Consider the following 18,821-nt stretch of genomic DNA (forward strand, 5'->3'; position numbering starts at 1 on the left):
AATGCTCTACTGTGAATAATTTGGAAAATCCCCCTCGTTTGTTTGACGCAGACTGTCTATTATAAATCAAAAGGGGGATTTCCGAATAATGATTAGGATTAATACAACTTTCCAACAGTAGGATGTATCATGTTTGATTCAACTATGAATTCGAGTAACCCAAATGTACATAGCAATAAATCGAGTTCGTATTCCCGCAATTCAAACCTAATAATTGGGCATCCGAAATTGAAACTCTACAGATTAGCCTTCTAGCAAAACTGAAAAATAAAAGAGGATGTATCGTAAAAAATTCAAGAGATTTACGAAAACATCCTCGATTCAGAGACTTCATCATTACATGTTGTTTTTTGAGAATTCCAGATGAAATCAACGTTAAACCCATTTGTTAATAATATGAATTTTAATGTTGTACAGTAATATAGTGTTTCAGTTCTCCTCTATGGGTTTGATTTCCCCAAGTCAATGCTACCACCACATCATACTTGCCTGCTGGAATATTTTTTGTCAAGAAGCTCACTTTAAAACTGCGAATATTACGGCCATTAACATATATGTCTTTGACTACATCTCTTTTTTTATTGACAAGAAGAACATTAACACCCTTGTTTACCTCAGCATATCTTGTAGACACAGTACCTGTTACGACAATAGAAGTAGCGTGTTTTGAGTAAGTATTAGCATCTGTTTGGAATTTAATTGCTCCTTTTGAAGTCATGGCTAACGCTTCTGAACTGTTTGAGAAAATCCCGAATGTCAATAGAGCAACTGTGAATAGTGTCATTACAATTTTTTTCAATTTAAACTTCCTCTCTCCATTCATTTAGAAACCCATTCAATATATTACTAAATTTTGAAAAATTATTCAACAGAAAATAGGTAAATTCTACTTTTTATTAAATAAAGTATTACTAAAGAAGCAAAGGCTAACAAAACCAATTTAATCATCACGTTTAAGATTTTACAAAAAAGCTCCCAGCACTTATGTGCCGGGAGCTTTAAAATTTATAAATTTATAAAGTGTCAGGCCCTTCTTCGCCCGTACGGATGTTGATTGTATTGGGAACTTCGAAAATTAAGATTTTGCCGTCACCGCGTTCACGGGTTTTGAGCACTTTTTGCGCCGTCTCAGCCACTTTTTCGACAGACAAAAGATTGCCCGCAGGGGCAATCTTTTTTATTATTTATTTTCCGATGAATTGCTGTGTCCAGATGTTTCCTGATTCTACGTAACCGACACCGATTTGAGTGAACTCAGGATTCATGATGTTCTTTCTGTGGCCTTCACTGTTCATCCAAGCTTTAACGACAGCTTCAGGAGTCGGCTGTCCTTTGGCGATATTTTCACCGGCAGTTTTATAAGTGATTCCGAAAGACTTCATCATATCGAAAGGTGAGCCGTAAGTAGGGCTTTGGTGATCGAAATAGTTTTTGTCTTTCATATCTTGTGATTTTGCGTGAGCTGATTTGCTTAATTTTTCATCAATCTGCAGAGGTTTTAAGCCTTGCTTTTGTCTCTCTGCATTTGTCAATTCAACGACTTTCTTTTCATACGCACTGACAGATGAAGGAGTTTTCTCGCTGCTGTTGTTTGTGTTATCTGTCTGCTTTGCATTGTCAGCCGTCTGGTTTTGATCGGCTTTCGGTTTTTCGGCAGCTGCCGGAGCCGTTTTTGCCGGTGTTTCTTTTTGAACGTCTTTAACTGTCATGTCAGAATGCTTTGCGTGTTTTTGCAGCAGCTGAGTCAGCTCTTTCTCATTTTTAACGTTCAGCTTTTTCACGCTCGTTTTCATATGTAGTTTTTCAACAGCCTCTTGAAGAGTCAGATGCTGTACAGTGTTTCCTTTTTTCACGGTAACGACGTGCTGGCATGACAGCTCTTTGGCAGATGCCTGCTGAATGCCTCCGAATGTAATCAAACTGACTGCCGCGGCGGCAGATAAGAGAAATGCTTTTTTCATAGTTAATAGCCTCCCAGAGAAGTTTTTTTCTACATGAAAAATCTTATCACAGCTTTTTTGTCATATTGCAGGCAGCCATTTCCTTTGACAACAAACTCTTGTCATAATTGTAATTGAGCGCAGAAAAATGGCTCTATACCGGGAAAAACGATCTGTATTTATTTTTTAAAACCCGTTACATCTCTTCAAATTATTTGAAGTGTTAGATATATTTTAAGATAATTTGATCTTGACAGTTTTTTTTACCCGTTTTCGCTGTAACAACTTTTACAAAAATGTTACAATTAAAATCTGTTTATGTAAATATATTCAATGATTTGAGAGGTGTAACAGAAAGTGGCTGAAGTTGCGCGCGAACCAAAGAAAAAAACGAAACGTTACAAAGCGCTGAGAATGAATCTCTATTTTTTGATTGTTTTTCTTCTCTTTACGGCACTGATTTTTAAACTCGGCATCGTCCAGATTGTCGAAGGGGATAAACACCGCCAGGATGCGGAGAAGGCAAATGCAAAAACCGCCTATTATCCGACACCGCGGGGAAAGATGTATGACAAGCGGAATAGGGTGGCGGTTGATAACCAGGCTGTGCCTGAAATTGTATATGTATCCACCTCAAAAACCTCGGCAAAGGACAAATTGAAAACGGCAAAAAATCTCGCCGCACTGATTCATATTGATACTGAATTTATGAAGGATCGAAATATCATTGATTACTGGCTTGCCGCACATCCGAAGAAGGCGGAAAAGCTTATGAAGGATTCAGAAAACAGCCTGAAACCGCAAGAAGTATACAAACGCCAGATTGAACGCGTCCCAAAGCAGGAGATTGACGCGATCAAAAAAAATAAAAAAGAGCTGGAAGTCGCGGCGATTTATACGCGTTTTTCAAGCGGCAACGCCTATCAGCCGCAAGTCGTCAAATCAATGGACCCGAATAAGCTGAACGGAAACGGAAACAGCGGTTCACTGCTTGACGAGCATGACAACAATAAGCAAAAACCAAAAAGCGACCTGACATATGAAGAAGTTTCCGTCGTATCCGAGCACCTGAAAGAGCTCCCCGGCATTGACGTGATCAATGACTGGACGCGTAAATATCCGTATGACAAAACGCTGTACTCTCTGTTCGGCGGTGTAACGACACCGGAACAGGGATTGTTAGGCGAACGGAAAGATTACTATGTCACAAGAGGCTACTCACTGAATGACCGGGTGGGAAAAAGCTACATTGAATATCAGTATGAAGACTATTTAAACGCACATAAAGAAAAAGTAGAGTATGTGGAAAACAGCAAAGGTGAAGTCGTCAGTCAAAAGCCCGTCGATGAAGGCAGCAGAGGCTACGATCTGCAGCTCTCGCTCGATATGGAATTACAGTCGAAAGTCGAAAAAGTCATTGAAAAAGAGCTGAGAAGAAGCCGCGCTGCAGGCAACTATATGGTTGACAGAGGATTTGCCGTCATGATGGATCCGAACAACGGGGATATTCTCTCAATGGCGGGGAAACGCATTGAGCTCGAAACGAATAAAACACAGGATTTTGCGATCGGAGCATTTACGACCCAATATGAGATGGGCTCTTCTGTTAAAGGAGCGACTGTTCTCGCAGGTTACCAAAGCGGCCTCCCGCATTATAAAACGTTTGTCGATGCACCGCTTGTATTTAAAGGCGACACGAAAAAACAATCGTGGACACAAATGGGAGCTATTACTGAGCTGACCGCGCTGCAAAGAAGTTCAAACGTATATATGTTTCATGTGGCCATGCATATTGCGGGCATTACTTACGTCCCGCACGGCACGCTGCCTGCCGGATTAGACGATATTAAAAAAATGCGCAACTACTACGCCCAATTCGGCCTGGGTGTGAAAACCGGGATTGATCTTCCGCAGGAATCAGCGGGCATGCAGTCAAATCCGCAAATGGTCGGGGGATTGCTGCTTGACTTTGCGATCGGACAGTTTGATACGTATACGCCGCTTCAAATGGCTCAATATATTTCAGCCATCGCAAACGGCGGGTATCGCGTCCAGCCGCGGATCGTCACAAGCATTCATGAACCGGACAGCAAAAACAAGATTGGAAAAGCGATTGAACAGCGAGATAGTAAAATTTTGAACAAAGTAAATAACAGCCCGAGCGATTTTGACCAAGTTCATAAAGGAATGAAGTTGGTCACAAGCTCACCTCAAGGAACGGCTTATTCAACATTCCAAGGTTCAGGCGCCGATGTTTCCGGTAAAACGGGAACCGCGCAGACGCGCTATTACGGCACGAACAAAAATTGGTGGGGGAAAGAGACGTATAACCTGACCTTTGTCGGTTACTATCCGTCAGAACATCCACGAGTGGCATTCAGCGTCGTCGTACCGACTGTTCAGGATGATCACGATCATGTCAGCAAAAACATTGCCAAAGGAGCAATTGACGCTTACAAAGAACTTGAAAAGAAATACAATAAAAAATAACAAATGAAAGGGCGGCCGAACATCTCGTGCGCCCTTTCTTTCATTCAGGAAAATTGACGTTCACAATAAGAATAGAAGGAGAATGCTCATTTTTTAGCGAATCAATCTAGTGGAATTTCTTTTTATATCAGTCCGTGTCCAGCCTGCAGTGCGAGTATAATGCAAAGGAGGGATTCTGTGGAACAGGATACTCAGCATGTCAAACAGTTTCAATCGAAAACCGATCTTCATGCCGTTTTGACGTCTAACGGGCGTATTATGTATATTTCTGCAAACTGCAAATCGTACTTCAGTTATTCTCAGGAAGAGATGATCGGATCATTTCTCAAAACGTTCCTGCATGAAGAAGATCAATTTTTGGTTGAAAGTTACTTCTACAATGAGCATCATTTAATGCCTTGCACCTTTCGTCTTATTAAAAAAGATCATACCATCGTATGGCTTGAAGCGGGTGTGGAAATTGTCACACCGCAAATGGAGGGGACGGATCGGGAAATCATCCTCAAAATCAAGGTGCTTGAGGAGAAGACGCCCCGCCGGCCTTATATGTATGAACAAAAGAAGCAAAAGGCAGAACAACAGTCGGAAGATGCGGTAGGAAACGGCGAATTCGAGCGTCTTGTTGAAATGCTGCCGAATCCTTTATATGTCAGCATCAACGGCACAATCGCCTACGCCAACAACGCGATGCTTGCCATGCTGGGAGCTGAAAGCAAAGACGAGGTAATCGGCAGGCGCTCTTATGAATTTATTGAAGAAGAGTATCACGACATTGTGAAAAACCGAATTGTGCGGATGCAAAAAGGAATGGAAGTCGGAATGATCGAACAGACGTGGAGAAGGCTCGACGGCACGCCCGTTCATTTAGAAGTAAAGGCGGCACCGACGACATATAAAAATCAGCGGGCGGAATTGCTGCTTCTGATTGATATTTCTTCACGGAAAAAATTCCAAACGATTCTGCAAAAAAGCAGAGAGCGTTATCAGCTCCTCATTCAGAATTCAATTGATACGATCGCCGTGATTCACAATGATAAATGGGTATTCATGAATGAGTCGGGCATTTCGCTGTTTGAGGCTGAAACATATGAAGATTTAATCGGGAAAAACGTCTATGATCAGCTTCATCCCTGTGATCATGACGGCGTGAAACAGCGGATCCAAAATATTATCAACCGAAAGACCGAGTCAGAAATTATTAAGCAATCATGGTTTACCTTTAAAAACCGGCTGATCTACACGGAAATGGTCTGCATTCCGACGACGTTTTTCGGAGAAACTGCCGTGCAGGTCATTCTGCGTGATATTTCTGAGCGGAAGCAGACGGAGGAATTAATGCTGAAGTCGGAAAAGCTGTCTATCGCAGGGCAGCTGGCGGCGGGAATCGCTCACGAAATCCGCAATCCGCTGACGGCGATCAAAGGATTTTTACAGCTCATGAAGCCGACGATGGAGGAAAACGAACATTACTTTGAAATTGTGTTTTCTGAACTGAGCAGAATTGAATTAATTTTAAGTGAGCTTTTAATGCTTGCCAAACCTCAGCAAAACGCCGTGAAAGAGCGTGTAAACTTAAAGAAAATTATAAGTGAAGTGACCGCTCTTTTAGAGACGCAGGCAAATCTTAAAGGGATTTTTATCAAAACGGATTACGAACATGACAGCATGTATATTAACGGTGATCAAAATCAGCTGAAACAGGTGTTTATCAATCTGATTAAAAATGCCGTTGAGTCGATGCCGGATGGGGGAACGGTTCACATCATCATGACAGAAGATGAGTATTCCGTTAATGTGACGGTGAAAGACGAGGGTGACGGGATACCGGAAGACGTGCTGAAACGAATAGGCGAACCGTTTTTGACAACGAAAGAAAAAGGAACCGGCCTAGGGCTGATGGTCACATTCAACCTTATTAAAAACCACCAGGGAGCTATCCAAGTAGACAGCAAACCGGATAGAGGCACCGCCTTTCATATTACATTCCCGAAACAATAAAAAACAACGGCGTTATGCCGTTGTTTAAATAGTCTGCATGGATTCTCTCGTTTTTAAAATAAATGCTTCCAGCCGGTCCAAGCCTTCTCTCAATGTATCCAGTGAATATGCGAATGACAGCCTCACATACCCTTCACCCAACTTTGAAAACGAGCTGCCGGGCACAAGAGCCACACCTGCATCCTCTAAAAGAGCCATACTAAAATCAAACGATGACATTCCGAATGACTTAATGGAAGGGAAGATATAAAATGCGCCTGACGGCTTTACGACGTCAAGCCCCATTGAAACTAGACGGTCATATACATAGTCAAGCCGCTTTTTATACTGTTCTCTCATAATAAGCGCATCATCAACACCGTTTGTCACCGCTTCAAGAGCCGCTTTCTGAGAGATTGAAGACGCGCATGTCACACTGTATTGGTGAACTTTTAAGATGTGCTTGGCAATTTCTTTCGGTGCGAAAATGAAACCGATTCTCCAGCCCGTCATGCTGTGTGATTTTGACAGGCCGTTGATGACGATCGTCTGGTCTCTCAAATAAGACGCGATCGAATAATGCGGTCTGTCATAGGTTAATTCGCTGTAAATCTCATCAGACAGGACAAAAACATTTCTGCCCTTCAGGACGGCCGCGATGTTTTGCAGCTCTTCCTCAGACAATGTCACTCCGGTCGGATTTGACGGATAAGGAAGAATGACGCATTTTGTTTTTGGTGTCAGCGATTCTTCAATGAGCCGCGCCGTCAGCTTAAATCCGTGTGTCGTCGTATCCACATGAACCGGAACGGCGCCCGACATGCGGATGATCGGTTCGTAGCCCGGATATATCGGTCCGGGGAGAATAACTTCATCGCCCGGAGATAAAATCGTCCGCAAAGACGCGTCAATCGCTTGGCTTGCCCCGGTTGTGACGATGATTTCAGTTTCAGCTTCATAATTCAAATCAGCTTTTTTCTTCATATAAAGCTGTACGGCCTGTCTCAGCTCAAGGCCGCCCGCATTCGGAGTATATGCCGTTGCGTTCTCGTCGATTGCCTTTTTGGCAGCCGCTTTGACATGGTGCGGCGTGAAGAAATCCGGCTGACCGATCGTAAGCGAAATGACATTGTCGTGCTGAGCTACAAGATTTGAGAATTTGCGAATTCCTGAAATTTCAATTTCTTTTACATTCGGATTAAGCAAATGTTCCATAATTCATCACCTTATACTATATATTGAGTTTATCCTATTTTACCACTAGCTGAGCATTTGTCATCTTTTTATTGAACTATCCCGAGTATATGTCCGATATGTGAAAACATACCTTCTTTCAGAAAAAAATAAGACAACCAGCTGAAATGATTGTCTTCATTGTATCATGATCTATCTATTGTGATATGTGGCGAATGTCATTAATACCCGTATTCAAAGCTGACGTCTTCCCGCCATAAGATGTATGGAGCGGGCTTGTCGGGACGCTCTTTCGCCTCTTTTTTCATTTGCAGGTAAGCCGTTTTGCTGATATCTTCTAACACCGTCATTTGATCTTGGTCGAATATGACTACTGTACCCATTTATTACACCCTTCTTCCTGAAAAATCCTTGACTATTTTACCACTCGATGTCAAAAAGTCAATGGGATATCAGAAAAAAGCATTTTTTTATAAAGAGTTCATGGCCAGTTGGACCGAATACATTCACTTTTTCCGTTTCCAGCCGATATATACAGTACAATACTGAATGCGGATAGCGAGGGATTGAATTGTCTTTACAACAATACGATATTTTATTGGATTCAGGCACAAACGAATTAGAAATCGTCAAATTTGAAGTAGGCGTCAATACATTTGGCATAAATGTGATGAAAGTCCGGGAAATCATTCAGCCGGTAGATGTCACATCTGTGCCTCAGTCTCATAAAGACGTAGAAGGGATGATTAAGCTGAGAGGCGAAATTCTTCCCGTCATCAGTCTGTATTCCTTTTTCGGCGTTGATGCCGAAGGAGCAAAAGACGATAAATATATCGTAACGGAATTCAACAAACGGAAAATCGTCTTTCACGTCGGTTCCGTTTCACAAATCCACAGGGTGTCCTGGGAGGCGATTGAAAAGCCGACTTCCCTGAACCAGGGCATGGAGCGGCATTTAACGGGAATCATCAAACTGGAAGACACGATGATCTTTCTGCCTGATTATGAAAAGATCATTTACGATATTGAATCGGCATCCGGAGTTGAGACTTATCATGTCCATCAGGAAGGATTTGATGAAAGACGGGCGGGTAAAAAACTGATCATCGTTGAAGATTCGCCGCTTCTGATGCGTCTTTTGACGGATGAGCTGACTGAGGCGGGGTACAGTGAAATCGTTACGTTTGAAAACGGAAAAGAAGCGTATGATTACGTCGTGGAATTGACGGATAACGGAGCAAACCTGTCAGACCATATTGACATGATTATCAGTGACATTGAGATGCCGAAAATGGACGGGCACCGTTTGACGAAGCTCCTTAAGGATAACCCGCAAAGCTCTGATGTGCCGATTATGATTTTCTCGTCTCTGATTACGGACGACCTGCGCCACCGGGGCGAAGTAGTCGGAGCGGATGAACAGATCAGCAAGCCTGAAATCAGCGAGCTCATTAAAAAAGTGGATACGTACGTGATTGAATAGAAAAAAGCCGATGCATGACGCATCGGCTTTTTTGCGGCGGAATTAAAAATAACTCTCACCAAGTTTTTTAAATACGGGTTTATGATAAACGGGCTGCTGCCTGTTGGCGGCAAGCGGTTTTTCCTTTAAGCCCACATATTTTTGCAATACGTTTTTCGCTTTTGTCAAAGACATTTGTGCTTTAGGATTGCGGTACGATTGATTTAACGTACCTAAATGCGGAAGATGCTGGAAGTCTTCTTTTGTTGGAGGCATGTGAAAATAGTAGTCTCCGATAGAGATAAGTACGTCTGACTGCTGTTGGCTAAACCTGGGATTATTTGAAAAGTGAAGCCCTATTTTTTTCCCTTTGCCTTCTTTCACAAGCTTTTGTAATGCCCGTTTTTTCAGCAGATAAAGGTATTTAGGGTTGGGGGCGGTTTTTGCATGGCGGTTCACAGTATAAACAGCTTTTGAAAGATTCTCGATGGTTGGCTGCAGCTCTTTCGAATAAGCGTGGTCGTCCATTATTTCTCTCCTTTGCATTGATCAAGTTCATATATAGATTATACTTTTTTAGCGTTGAAATGCAAATATTGATTATAAAAATACGCCTTTTTCTGATGAAAAGGGCGCATCTTTTTCCTTTATTAGACAGGATTCGCATGTTTTTCGGAATCAGCCTTTAATGATTGCTGCACATCGACCTCTGCTGCCTCGGCGCTGTATTTCGGAAGAGCGATAAAATAGAACACAAATACCGCTAAAATCACGATTCCCATGCCGTAATAAAGGTAATCAATATTGGTAACGAATTTCGGAAATAACAGGGCGACCAGTCCGAGTGTAATCGATTGGGCAAACATCATAAAAGGATCCTGCCAGCCGCTGACCCGGCCCATTATTTTCGGATGAACGATTTTCGGCATCCAGCCGCCGATGGCGATATTGACAGGGCCGATGCACATGCCGAGGACGAAAGCCGCCGCATAATAAATCCACAGCTTATCCGTATAGCCGAGGACAAAAATGAGCAGTCCGGCTGCCAAAATAGGAATCGACATCAAATGATGCGGTTTGACTTTTTTTGCGATCATCGTTCCGATTACACTTCCTGCAAGCAGGCCGAAGCCGAGTGCGACGGTGAAGATGGAAGTATGTGATTCGTAATGATCAGGCGCAAGTCCGTATTTCATCGTAAACATCGGCAGTACGGCAAAGCCGCCGTTGACAAAACCAAAGATAAAAAAGCCGAAAATAAGGGAAGCAAGCAATTTGTTTTTAACAATATATACGATCCCTTCCTTAAAATCAGCGACCGAGTCTTTCAGAAACGAATCTCCCCATTTAAAAGGGCCATTCGGCTGACGGGCTTCTTTCGGAATGCGGCAGGCGCGGATCAGAAAGCCTGATACAATAAAGCTGACAAAATCAAGGATAATGGCTCCGTGAATACCGATCGTTTTATACATAAACGCGCCTATACCGACGCCGAATACCATGAAGATGCTGAACAGGATCTGGTTAAGTCCCGCCGCTTTCGCGTAATGCTCCTTAGGCAGAATAGCTTGTACAAGGCTGGCTTCCGCCGGGAAAAAGAACTTGGTCACGGCGCTTCTGATGAACAAAATACAGAACACGAGAGGGATGCTCCCGGTGTATAATGCGGCAAACAATACGATCGTCAGTCCGGCTCTGATCCAGTCACAATTCTCTGCGACCTTTTTCCTGTCAAGCCTGTCAGCTGCGACACCGACAATCAGAAATACGAAAACTGTCGGCAGTGAATACATCAGCTCAGCCAAAGTCGTGTATGCCGGCTGGTTTGAAAAATGGTCCAGCAAGTAAAAAGCAAAAGCCATATTACCTACAGTCGTTCCCATTTGAGAAGCGAGTGCTGCGAAAAAGAGACGGACAAAATTGCGATTTTTAAATATATCCATAAACACGCTCCTTACCCTAAAGGTCCCACTGTAATATATTATCATCAGCTCGTTCCATTAACAAATAAGATCTTTCTATCTTATAATAGTCACCCTTGTTCCATTAGGAACGGTAGCGGCAAGTTCAGTGACGTCCTGATTATACATCCGGATGCATCCTTTTGATACCGCTTTGCCGATGGAGGAAGGATTATTTGTTCCGTGAATGCCGTAATGAATTTTAGAGAGGCTGAGCCAATAAGCGCCGAACGGGCCGCCGGGCTTAGGCTGGCGGTTCACGATGTAAAATTCTCCGGTCGGCGTGGTCGTCAATATTTTTCCGACTGCGATGGGGTACGTACGGATGAGCCTGCCAAGGCGGTATAACTCCAGTTTCTTCGCTCCGATATACACGATGATGGAGTAGGGAATGGTGGATGGATCGGGAAGATTCGGTATGATAATGTGCTGTCCCGCGTATATGACCGATTGGATTGAGGGATTTGCCTGAAGGAGAGCAGCAGTGCTTATTCTGAAGTCTTGCGCAATGCTTGAGATGGTTTCTCCTTGTTTCACTTGATATGTCAGCAGTTTCATCACCCTCCTTTTTGCTCTTTTCCATATACATATTACGGAGGGGGTGTCTGTGCATCAGGATAAAAGTCTTATTTTTGCTCGGTTTTCAATGTGAACAGCGTGATTTCCGGTCTGGATAAAAATCGATACGGCAGTCTTGTCGTACCGAGCCCGCGATTGACGTAAACGGCTGTGTCATGCAGCGTATACATGCCGTCGGTATACGTTTTTCCGTAAGGAGGCGTAATGAGAGGGCCGAAAAACGGGAGCTGGACCTGACCGCCGTGAGTATGTCCCGACAGCTGGAGGTTTACGGGATATCCGCCTATCTTGAGAGCGGCATCAGGCTCGTGGACGATTAAAATGGAAAATACATCTTCGGAAAGGCGGGACAGGGTGGCTTCATAATCGGGTTTTCCGAGCATTACATCATCCAAAAACGCGAGTTCAATCCGGCTTCCGTCTGTCAGCTGCACCTGACGATAGCCGTTTCGAAACACTTGAAAATCAGCCGCTTCCATCAGAGCCTTGTACGTGTTCGTACCGTAGCCTCCGTGGTCATGGTTTCCGTAAACACAAAGTTTGCCGAAGGGAGCTTCAAGATTTTGCAGCACGGCGAGTGCATGCTGGTGATCATTAAATAAATGCGGCTTATCAATTAAATCTCCCGTAAAGATGAGCAGATCGGGTTTCAGCTGATTGATCTTTTCCGCTGCTTTATTCAAGTCACCGGATGTAAACACATCACTGAGATGCGTATCGCTGAATTGAACGATTTTAAAATTGTCAAAGCCGCGGGGGATCAGGCGGTTGGTGATTGTATGCCGGGTGATCTCAATCATGCGCGGTTCAATATACCGGGCATAGCCGTAACCTCCGCAAGCCATTGCGAGAGTTGCACCCAAAATGCCGAATCCTCTTTTTAAAAATGTTCTTCTGGTCATTTTCTCCATATGTAAAACCAACCTTTGTCAGAGTTGTTCTATTATATCATCAGCTTGGCTGAAAAATCCCTTCTCAGCATGTAATGACGCGGAAAGACATCTGTGATAAAATTATGAATGATTATTCATTCAATAAAAGGGGTGGGTTTGTTATGGATAAGAAAGCGGTAATTATTACAGGCGGTTCAAGCGGCATGGGAAAAGCAATGGCGAAAAAACAGGCTGAATTAGGATGGCACGTCATGGTGACAGGGAGGAACCATGAAGCACTTGAGGAAACAAAAAAAGAAATTGAGACCTTTGAGGGGCAGGTCGCCTGTTTTCAAATGGATGTCCGTTCTGATTCCGCCGCTTCAGACATGATTACAGAAGCGAAAAAAGTCTTTGGCCGGCTCGATGCGCTGATTAACAATGCGGCCGGTAACTTTATTTGCCCGGCAGAGAAGCTGACGCCTAATGGATGGAAAGCTGTTATTGAGATTGTTTTAAACGGCACATTTTTCTGCAGCCAAGCCGCGGCAAGGCATTGGATCGAGCAGGAGCAGAAGGGCGTCATCTTAAATATGGCCGCTACATACGCATGGGGAGCGGGAGCGGGTGTCGTTCATTCCGCTGCAGCCAAAGCGGGGGTATTGTCACTGACAAGAACGCTGGCCGTTGAATGGGGGAGCAAATACGGCATCCGCACAAACGCGATAGCCCCAGGCCCGATTGAACGGACAGGCGGTGCGGAGAAGCTGTTTGAATCGGAAAAAGCGGTGTCCCGCACTATGAACAGTGTGCCGCTCGGCCGGCTGGGCACACCGGAAGAAATCGCCGCGTTGGCAGCGTTTTTGCTTTCTGATGAAGCGTCCTACATAAACGGGGATTGTATCACAATGGACGGAGGGCAATGGCTGAATCCTTATCCGTTTTAATTTTTCATATATTGATTATTTTGCAAAACAAGCGAACGTTAAAGCCGCCGTTCGCTTGTTTTATTTTCTATTCAAAATTATGATATAATTTTGAAAGATTAAGGGGCAGTTAATTGAAGAAATTATTAAAATGGTTCTTTGTACTATTTTTAAGCAGTTTCGTTATCATCTTTAATATTTGGTACTTTATTATTTGTGCTTTTACTCCGGAGTATTATCAAAATACCAATCTTACATCTGATGAAATAATCAGATTTGAAAAGCTATATCACATAGATTTTTCTGATGAAACGAAATTTATTAAAGCCAGGGAGTATTTGAGTGGGCTCGGAGGCGATACATCGGCTGTATTATATGTGTCTCTGCCAACCAAGCTGGCGGAAACAATTTTATCTGATTATACGTATATGCCAATAAATCATACTGATCATGCCGGTTCAATGTATGGAGTTGACGTTTCCAAGAGTGTTGGCGGGTTAACAACTCTTACATTTGGCACTTTAGATAAAAAAGGAACTTTCTTTCAGTTGGAACATGAGGATGATTGGATATATAACAGAACTGATTGGAGCCATTACTTTTGGACAGCTGCCGGTTATAATGCTCTTATATTTATCCTTTTATTTGTGATTGTGAAACAAAAGAACAACGTCCTTAATTAACCGGTCTAAAGAGTGATCTTAAAAATGTTCCCCTTTTATTTTAAGCTGCCGCCATACTGCCTCCTTTTCCCCTAATCTAAACATTTGTGGTGCTGATATAATTGTGTATAATCAGACAAAGATAGAGAAGCAGGTGATAACATGTTGGACCCACTTGATATACTGACGAATATTGATGATGTCATTCCGTATTACCAAGCGATTTTTAACGCTGAGGAACAAAGAGTCGTAGGCTACGAAGTGCTTGGCCGGATTTTGGCAGATGCGGAGATTGAGAGCCTCGGGCCGTTTTTCTTAGATTCCGGCATTCCGGAAGAATATAAGCTTGAGGTCGATGACAGAGTCATCAGGCAGGCGCTGGAGCGGTTTAAAGAAGCTGATCGTGATCTGTTGATTTTTATCAATCAGGATGCGAATGTATTGATGCTTGACCACGGCGAAAGCTTTCTTGAGCTTTTAAAAGAATACGAAGAGCAGGGCATTGAATTGAACCGTATTGTGCTTGAGATCACCGAGCACAATTTCGAAGGCGACATTGAACAGCTGTACCATATGCTTGCCTACTATCGTACATACGGCATTAAAATCGCGGTGGACAATATAGGTAAGGAGAGCAGCAACCTGGACAGAATCGCGCTCCTTTCACCGGACCTTCTGAAAATAGATTTGCAGGCGCTGAAGGTATCTCAGCCGTCACTATCATATGAGCATGTGCTGTACAGCATTTCATTGCTGGCGAGAAAAATCGGCGCCGCGCTGCTGTATGAAGATATAGAAGCTGATTTCCAGCTCCAGTACGCATGGAGAAACGGAGGCCGATTTTTTCAAGGCTATTATCTGCAGGCGCCGAGCGGCGATTTTATAGACCGGAGCCTGTTAAAAGCACGCTTGAAAACGGAGTTTCAGCAATTTATCACGAGAGAAAAAAAGAAGCTGGAAACGGTCTATGAACACTCTGAGAATTTTTATAAGCGGGTCAATCAGGCAGTTTCCGAGCTGAAGAAAACCCATCAGGCGGACGATGAGTTTATTAAAAAACTGGCGGAAAACCTGACCGACTGCTGCTTCAGAATTTATATGTGTGATGAAGAAGGCTATCAGCTGACGGGAAATGTGTTCAAGCAGTCCGGCGAATGGCTTTATCAGCCTGAATACATGGAGAAAAACTGGAGCTGGCGTCCGTACTTTTTAGAAAATATCATGAAGATGCGGAATTCAAGAAAAGGCTTTTTCAGTGACCTGTACAGTGATATTGAGACAGGTGAGATGATCAGAACCTTTTCATACCCGATGGATGACAATATGTATTTATTTATCGATCTGCCTTACTCTTATTTATATGAACAGGACGGATTACTTTAAAGCGGCTGCTGTATGCCGCTTTTTTTGTTCATTTGAAAAAAGTTTTAAAAAACGTTTGACAATGATACTGATAATCATTATCATTTAGTTATAGAGAGAAGTTACTCTCTGTTCCCCAACCCCTCTATCAGATCAAGATCCGAAAAAACTTGGCGCTACCCCCGCCAAGTTTTTTTATGCTGTTTCCTCATAAAAGGGCTTCTCCTCACATACATCTGACAATGGCGGCTCAAAAAGCGAAAAATTATTTTTGAAAGGTGTATGACATTCCGAAAAAAGCTTCAAACTATTCGAAAACACGGTTTTCCCGTTTATTTCTTTTTGAAAATCCAGCGGGAAAATGCCATCCCGGTCTACTTTATGGTATGATGCTCTGTAGAACTTGTATTATAATAAATACTTGTTGATTTGAAGTTGTTTTTTGAAAGGAGTCTTTTTTTAGAATGTCACAATTAATGGGTATCATCACGCGGCTGCAAAGTCTGCAAGAAACAGCGGAAGCGGCTAACGAGCCGATGCAGCGTTATTTTGAAGTTAACGGCGAAAAAATTTGCAGTGTTAAATATTTCGAAAAAAATCAAACGTTTGAACTGACGGTTTTCCAAAAAGGTGAAAAACCTAACACATATCCGTTTGATAACATTGACATGATTTCTATTGAAATTTTTGAGCTCCTTCAGTAATTTGATTTGATTTTTCAGGCTGACCAAGCTTCCGGTCTTCCGCAAGCGGAGCTTTATTAAATTATGCAAAGGAACGTGCTTGTTCGTTTGGTTGTAGACTCTGGAAAGAGGAGTGTCCGTACATGGCTGATTCTTTTCTGTTTTATAATCTTTCTGAGGCACAGATGACCTTTCAAGACGTGACGGAGCGGCTGAAACGCTTTGTCAATAAAGACCCCCGTTCAGCATACGTGCTGTCTGTAGGGACTGATTCACAAGTTTACCGCGACTTCACAAAGTTTATTACGGCTATACACTTGCACCGTACAGGCAAGGGAGCTTGGGGCTGTTTGAAAAATCATGATCTTGCAAGACCGATACATAGCCTTCGCGAAAAAATTTCGCTGGAAACCGCGTTCAGCCAGGAGATGGCTGCGCATATCCTCGACGGCCGTCTTATGGAACTGACAGATTTGCTCTTGCCTTTTACGGATGAAGGGGCGGATCTTTCATTTGAAGTGCATCTGGATATCGGTCAAAAAGGGCTGACAAAAGAATTGATACAAGAAATGACCGGCCGCATTACCTCGATGGGCATTGAAGCGAAAATCAAGCCTGATTCCTGCACAGCATTCAGTTATGCCAATCGTTACACAAAATAATATTTCATACAGAATCCGCAAAATGTCGAATTATGCGGTTGACGATTTTTTTCTGTTTACTTATTCTAGCGGTAGAGCTGAAAGCAAATTTCACATTGCTTTCAGAGGTATTCAGTTAAAAATAGGGGGCCTGATTACGTATGAGTCTTATCAGTGAACGATTTACGGAAGAAGAACAGAAACTTCTGCTGAATATCCTGATCAATCAAGAATATGCCATTGAGCTTTTGACCAGCGAAATCAACGATATAGAAGCAGGGTCAAAAAGCGTTGATGGAACCACTTATAAAAAACTCGTAACGCTCTATGACCGTTTTCGGAACGAAAATTAATCAGCGGCCTATAAATTGATACTCGATTGCAAAGAGTATCTTTTTTATTGACGGAAACTTTTCGACAAAAAATGATAATGTTTATATTATTGCAATATAGGGAATACATGCTTTGATGAAAAATGTAAAGGGGTCGAAGTGACATGATTAGCTTACAATCAGATCAGCTTCTTGATGCAACAGTCGGACAATTTATGATCGAGGCGGATAAAGTGGCGCACGTTCAAGTCGGAAACAACCTTGAGCATGCTCTATTAGTGCTGACGAAAACCGGCTATACCGCCATTCCCGTCCTTGACGCTTCGTACCGTCTGCACGGTTTGATCGGGACAAATATGATTATGAACAGCATTTTCGGACTTGAACGGATCGAGTTTGAGAAGCTGGATCAAATTACGGTTGAGGAAGTCATGCTGAAAGACATTCCCCGTCTCCACATCAATGATCCGATTATCAAAGGGTTCAGCATGGTCATTAATAACGGCTTTGTCTGCGTTGAAAATGATGAAGGCGTCTTTGAAGGCATTTTCACGAGAAGAGTCGTGTTAAAACAGTTGAGCAGCCATATCAGATCATTGAATAAGTAGGCTCGCACGATCAGCCTATTTGTTCTTTCGCATGCCGGAAAAAGAAAACGCATACATATGAGTGACGCTTGCCTCGGCAGCCTTTATTTTATTAGAATGGTAGATAAGAAATACGAAAAGGCATTGAAAAGGAGGACGACATGCAGCTTCAAGAGCTTCATATGCTCGTAGTTTTAGCTGAGGAATTAAACATGAGGAAGGCTGCCGAACGGTTATTCGTGTCACAGCCGGCTCTGTCCCAGCGATTGCAGACCATTGAAAAAGCCTGGGGAACAAAGATCTTTCTAAGATCTCAAAAAGGACTTACGGTAACGCCGGCAGGAGAAAAAATCATACAATTTGCAAATGACGTCACGGATCGGCAAGAAAGAATCAGAGAAAACATTGATGAACTTGAGGGTGAGATTCACGGCACATTAAAGCTTGCCGTCGCCTCCATTATCGGGCAGCACTGGCTTCCGAAAGTGTTAAAAACATATGTGGAACGATATCCGAATGCAAAGGTCTCTCTCATTACAGGGTGGAGCAGCGAAATGCTGAAAAGTCTGTATGAAGATCAGGTACATATCGGCATTATCCGGGGAAATCCGGAATGGAAAGGCCGGAAAGATTATTTAATGACCGATCATTTATATTTGGTTGATACGGAAATTTCCTGTATTGATGATATAGCCCATACCGATCGGCCGTTTATCCAATTCAAAAGTGACAGTACATATTTTCAGGAAATTCAGCATTGGTGGCATCAAAAATTCAAAACTTCGCCGAAACAGACCATCCTCGTCGATCAGATTGAAACGTGCAAGCAGATGGCGCTGCACGGGATCGGTTATGCCATTCTGCCGTCAGTCACCTTAGAAGAGGAAGATAAAGTAAATAAAATGCCCCTGCTTGATACAAAGGACCATCCGATCGGCCGTGACACATGGCTGCTCGGATATGAGCCGGCATTTGAATTAAAACAGGTGCAGGCTTTTGTTTCTGTCATTAAAGATATGCTGAAGCAGGAACGCCCATTTTAGAAAGACAGCAATCATGCTGTCTTTTTTTATTTTTTATTGACAATGAAAATCATTATCATTTAAAGTGTTATATATGTTAATGAAAATCATTATCAATTAAGGGGTGATCA

The 18,821-nt window shown here is 42.9% G+C and carries 18 protein-coding genes and 2 pseudogenes; 11 read left to right on the top strand and 9 right to left on the bottom strand.

The features are described from left to right. Positions 1 to 403 precede the first annotated feature (403 nt). From SB724_RS02550 to SB724_RS02560, 3 genes and pseudogenes are all read right to left on the bottom strand, one after another. A complete protein-coding gene (locus SB724_RS02550; protein WP_083061815.1) occupies positions 404 to 799 on the bottom strand; it encodes a hypothetical protein in 396 nt (131 codons plus the stop codon). A gap of 214 nt (positions 800 to 1,013) precedes the next feature. Then, positions 1,014 to 1,139: pseudogene (locus SB724_RS02555) on the bottom strand (P-II family nitrogen regulator); the annotation flags it as partial. Between the two features lie 45 nt (positions 1,140 to 1,184). Then, positions 1,185 to 1,961, bottom strand: a complete 777-nt coding sequence (locus SB724_RS02560) for a CAP domain-containing protein (RefSeq protein WP_014417601.1) — start codon at positions 1,959 to 1,961, stop codon at positions 1,185 to 1,187. Between the two features lie 336 nt (positions 1,962 to 2,297). Between SB724_RS02560 and SB724_RS02565 the strand changes: the two genes are divergently transcribed. Further along, a complete protein-coding gene (locus tag SB724_RS02565; RefSeq protein WP_410569979.1) occupies positions 2,298 to 4,430 on the top strand; it encodes a peptidoglycan D,D-transpeptidase FtsI family protein in 2,133 nt (710 codons plus the stop codon). 177 nt (positions 4,431 to 4,607) lie between these two features. Then, complete coding sequence (locus tag SB724_RS02570) at positions 4,608 to 6,428, top strand: PAS domain-containing protein (RefSeq protein ID WP_265972035.1); 1,821 nt, start codon at positions 4,608 to 4,610, stop codon at positions 6,426 to 6,428. On the opposite strand, the pseudogene SB724_RS02575 reads toward SB724_RS02570, so the two are convergent. Next, a pseudogene (locus SB724_RS02575) lies at positions 6,409 to 7,622 on the bottom strand (aminotransferase A). The gene SB724_RS02570 and the pseudogene SB724_RS02575 overlap by 20 nt on opposite strands. 200 nt (positions 7,623 to 7,822) lie before the next feature. Next, positions 7,823 to 7,984 carry a hypothetical protein gene (locus SB724_RS02580; protein WP_007409608.1) on the bottom strand — a complete coding sequence of 54 codons (162 nt, stop codon included), beginning with the start codon at positions 7,982 to 7,984 and terminating at the stop codon, positions 7,823 to 7,825. Positions 7,985 to 8,172: 188 nt separating this feature from the next. Here SB724_RS02580 and cheV point away from each other — a divergent pair, with 188 nt between their 5' ends. Continuing rightward, positions 8,173 to 9,084, top strand: coding sequence for a chemotaxis protein CheV (gene cheV / locus SB724_RS02585; protein WP_014304917.1), 912 nt, complete (start codon positions 8,173 to 8,175; stop codon positions 9,082 to 9,084). A gap of 42 nt (positions 9,085 to 9,126) precedes the next feature. Here cheV and SB724_RS02590 read toward each other — a convergent pair whose 3' ends face one another. From SB724_RS02590 to SB724_RS02605, 4 genes are all read right to left on the bottom strand, one after another. Then, complete coding sequence (locus SB724_RS02590) at positions 9,127 to 9,591, bottom strand: YkyB family protein (protein ID WP_265972033.1); 465 nt, start codon at positions 9,589 to 9,591, stop codon at positions 9,127 to 9,129. A 122-nt stretch (positions 9,592 to 9,713) separates the two neighbouring features. After that, positions 9,714 to 11,006, bottom strand: a complete 1,293-nt coding sequence (locus SB724_RS02595) for an MFS transporter (protein ID WP_007611093.1) — start codon at positions 11,004 to 11,006, stop codon at positions 9,714 to 9,716. 75 nt (positions 11,007 to 11,081) lie between these two features. Continuing rightward, complete coding sequence (locus SB724_RS02600) at positions 11,082 to 11,576, bottom strand: L,D-transpeptidase family protein (protein WP_088462390.1); 495 nt, start codon at positions 11,574 to 11,576, stop codon at positions 11,082 to 11,084. Positions 11,577 to 11,650: 74 nt separating this feature from the next. After that, the gene (locus SB724_RS02605; protein ID WP_410569982.1) at positions 11,651 to 12,514 is read right to left on the bottom strand and encodes a metallophosphoesterase; all 864 of its coding nucleotides are present in this window, start codon (positions 12,512 to 12,514) and stop codon (positions 11,651 to 11,653) included. A gap of 143 nt (positions 12,515 to 12,657) precedes the next feature. Between SB724_RS02605 and fadH the strand changes: the two genes are divergently transcribed. The 8 genes from fadH (at position 12,658) to ccpC (ending at position 18,711) form a co-directional block, all read left to right on the top strand. After that, positions 12,658 to 13,422 carry a 2,4-dienoyl-CoA reductase gene (fadH, locus tag SB724_RS02610; protein ID WP_003154618.1) on the top strand — a complete coding sequence of 255 codons (765 nt, stop codon included), beginning with the start codon at positions 12,658 to 12,660 and terminating at the stop codon, positions 13,420 to 13,422. Positions 13,423 to 13,535: 113 nt separating this feature from the next. After that, positions 13,536 to 14,084: a hypothetical protein gene (locus tag SB724_RS02615; RefSeq protein ID WP_410569984.1), complete on the top strand. Its 549-nt coding sequence runs from the start codon at positions 13,536 to 13,538 to the stop codon at positions 14,082 to 14,084. 141 nt (positions 14,085 to 14,225) lie between these two features. Continuing rightward, on the top strand, positions 14,226 to 15,446 hold the full coding sequence (locus tag SB724_RS02620) for an EAL domain-containing protein (RefSeq protein ID WP_410569986.1): 1,221 nt from the start codon (positions 14,226 to 14,228) through the stop codon (positions 15,444 to 15,446). 443 nt (positions 15,447 to 15,889) lie between these two features. Next, entirely contained in the window at positions 15,890 to 16,129 is a 240-nt protein-coding gene (locus SB724_RS02625) for a YkuJ family protein (protein WP_003154613.1), read from the top strand. A 122-nt stretch (positions 16,130 to 16,251) separates the two neighbouring features. Continuing rightward, positions 16,252 to 16,770, top strand: a complete 519-nt coding sequence (locus SB724_RS02630) for a ribonuclease H-like YkuK family protein (protein ID WP_007409617.1) — start codon at positions 16,252 to 16,254, stop codon at positions 16,768 to 16,770. A 140-nt stretch (positions 16,771 to 16,910) separates the two neighbouring features. Next, positions 16,911 to 17,102, top strand: coding sequence for an antirepressor AbbA (gene abbA / locus SB724_RS02635; RefSeq protein ID WP_003154609.1), 192 nt, complete (start codon positions 16,911 to 16,913; stop codon positions 17,100 to 17,102). A gap of 143 nt (positions 17,103 to 17,245) precedes the next feature. Continuing rightward, positions 17,246 to 17,689 (top strand): cyclic-di-AMP-binding protein CbpB, encoded by a 444-nt coding sequence (gene cbpB, locus SB724_RS02640; protein ID WP_003154608.1) that lies wholly within the window; start codon positions 17,246 to 17,248, stop codon positions 17,687 to 17,689. Positions 17,690 to 17,829: 140 nt separating this feature from the next. Further along, positions 17,830 to 18,711, top strand: coding sequence for a transcriptional regulator CcpC (gene ccpC / locus SB724_RS02645; protein WP_007611101.1), 882 nt, complete (start codon positions 17,830 to 17,832; stop codon positions 18,709 to 18,711). Positions 18,712 to 18,821: the final 110 nt, after the last annotated feature.

It is taken from the genome of Bacillus sp. SIMBA_031, from assembly GCF_046535225.1.
GTDB classification, from domain to species: Bacteria; Bacillota; Bacilli; order Bacillales; family Bacillaceae; genus Bacillus; species Bacillus velezensis.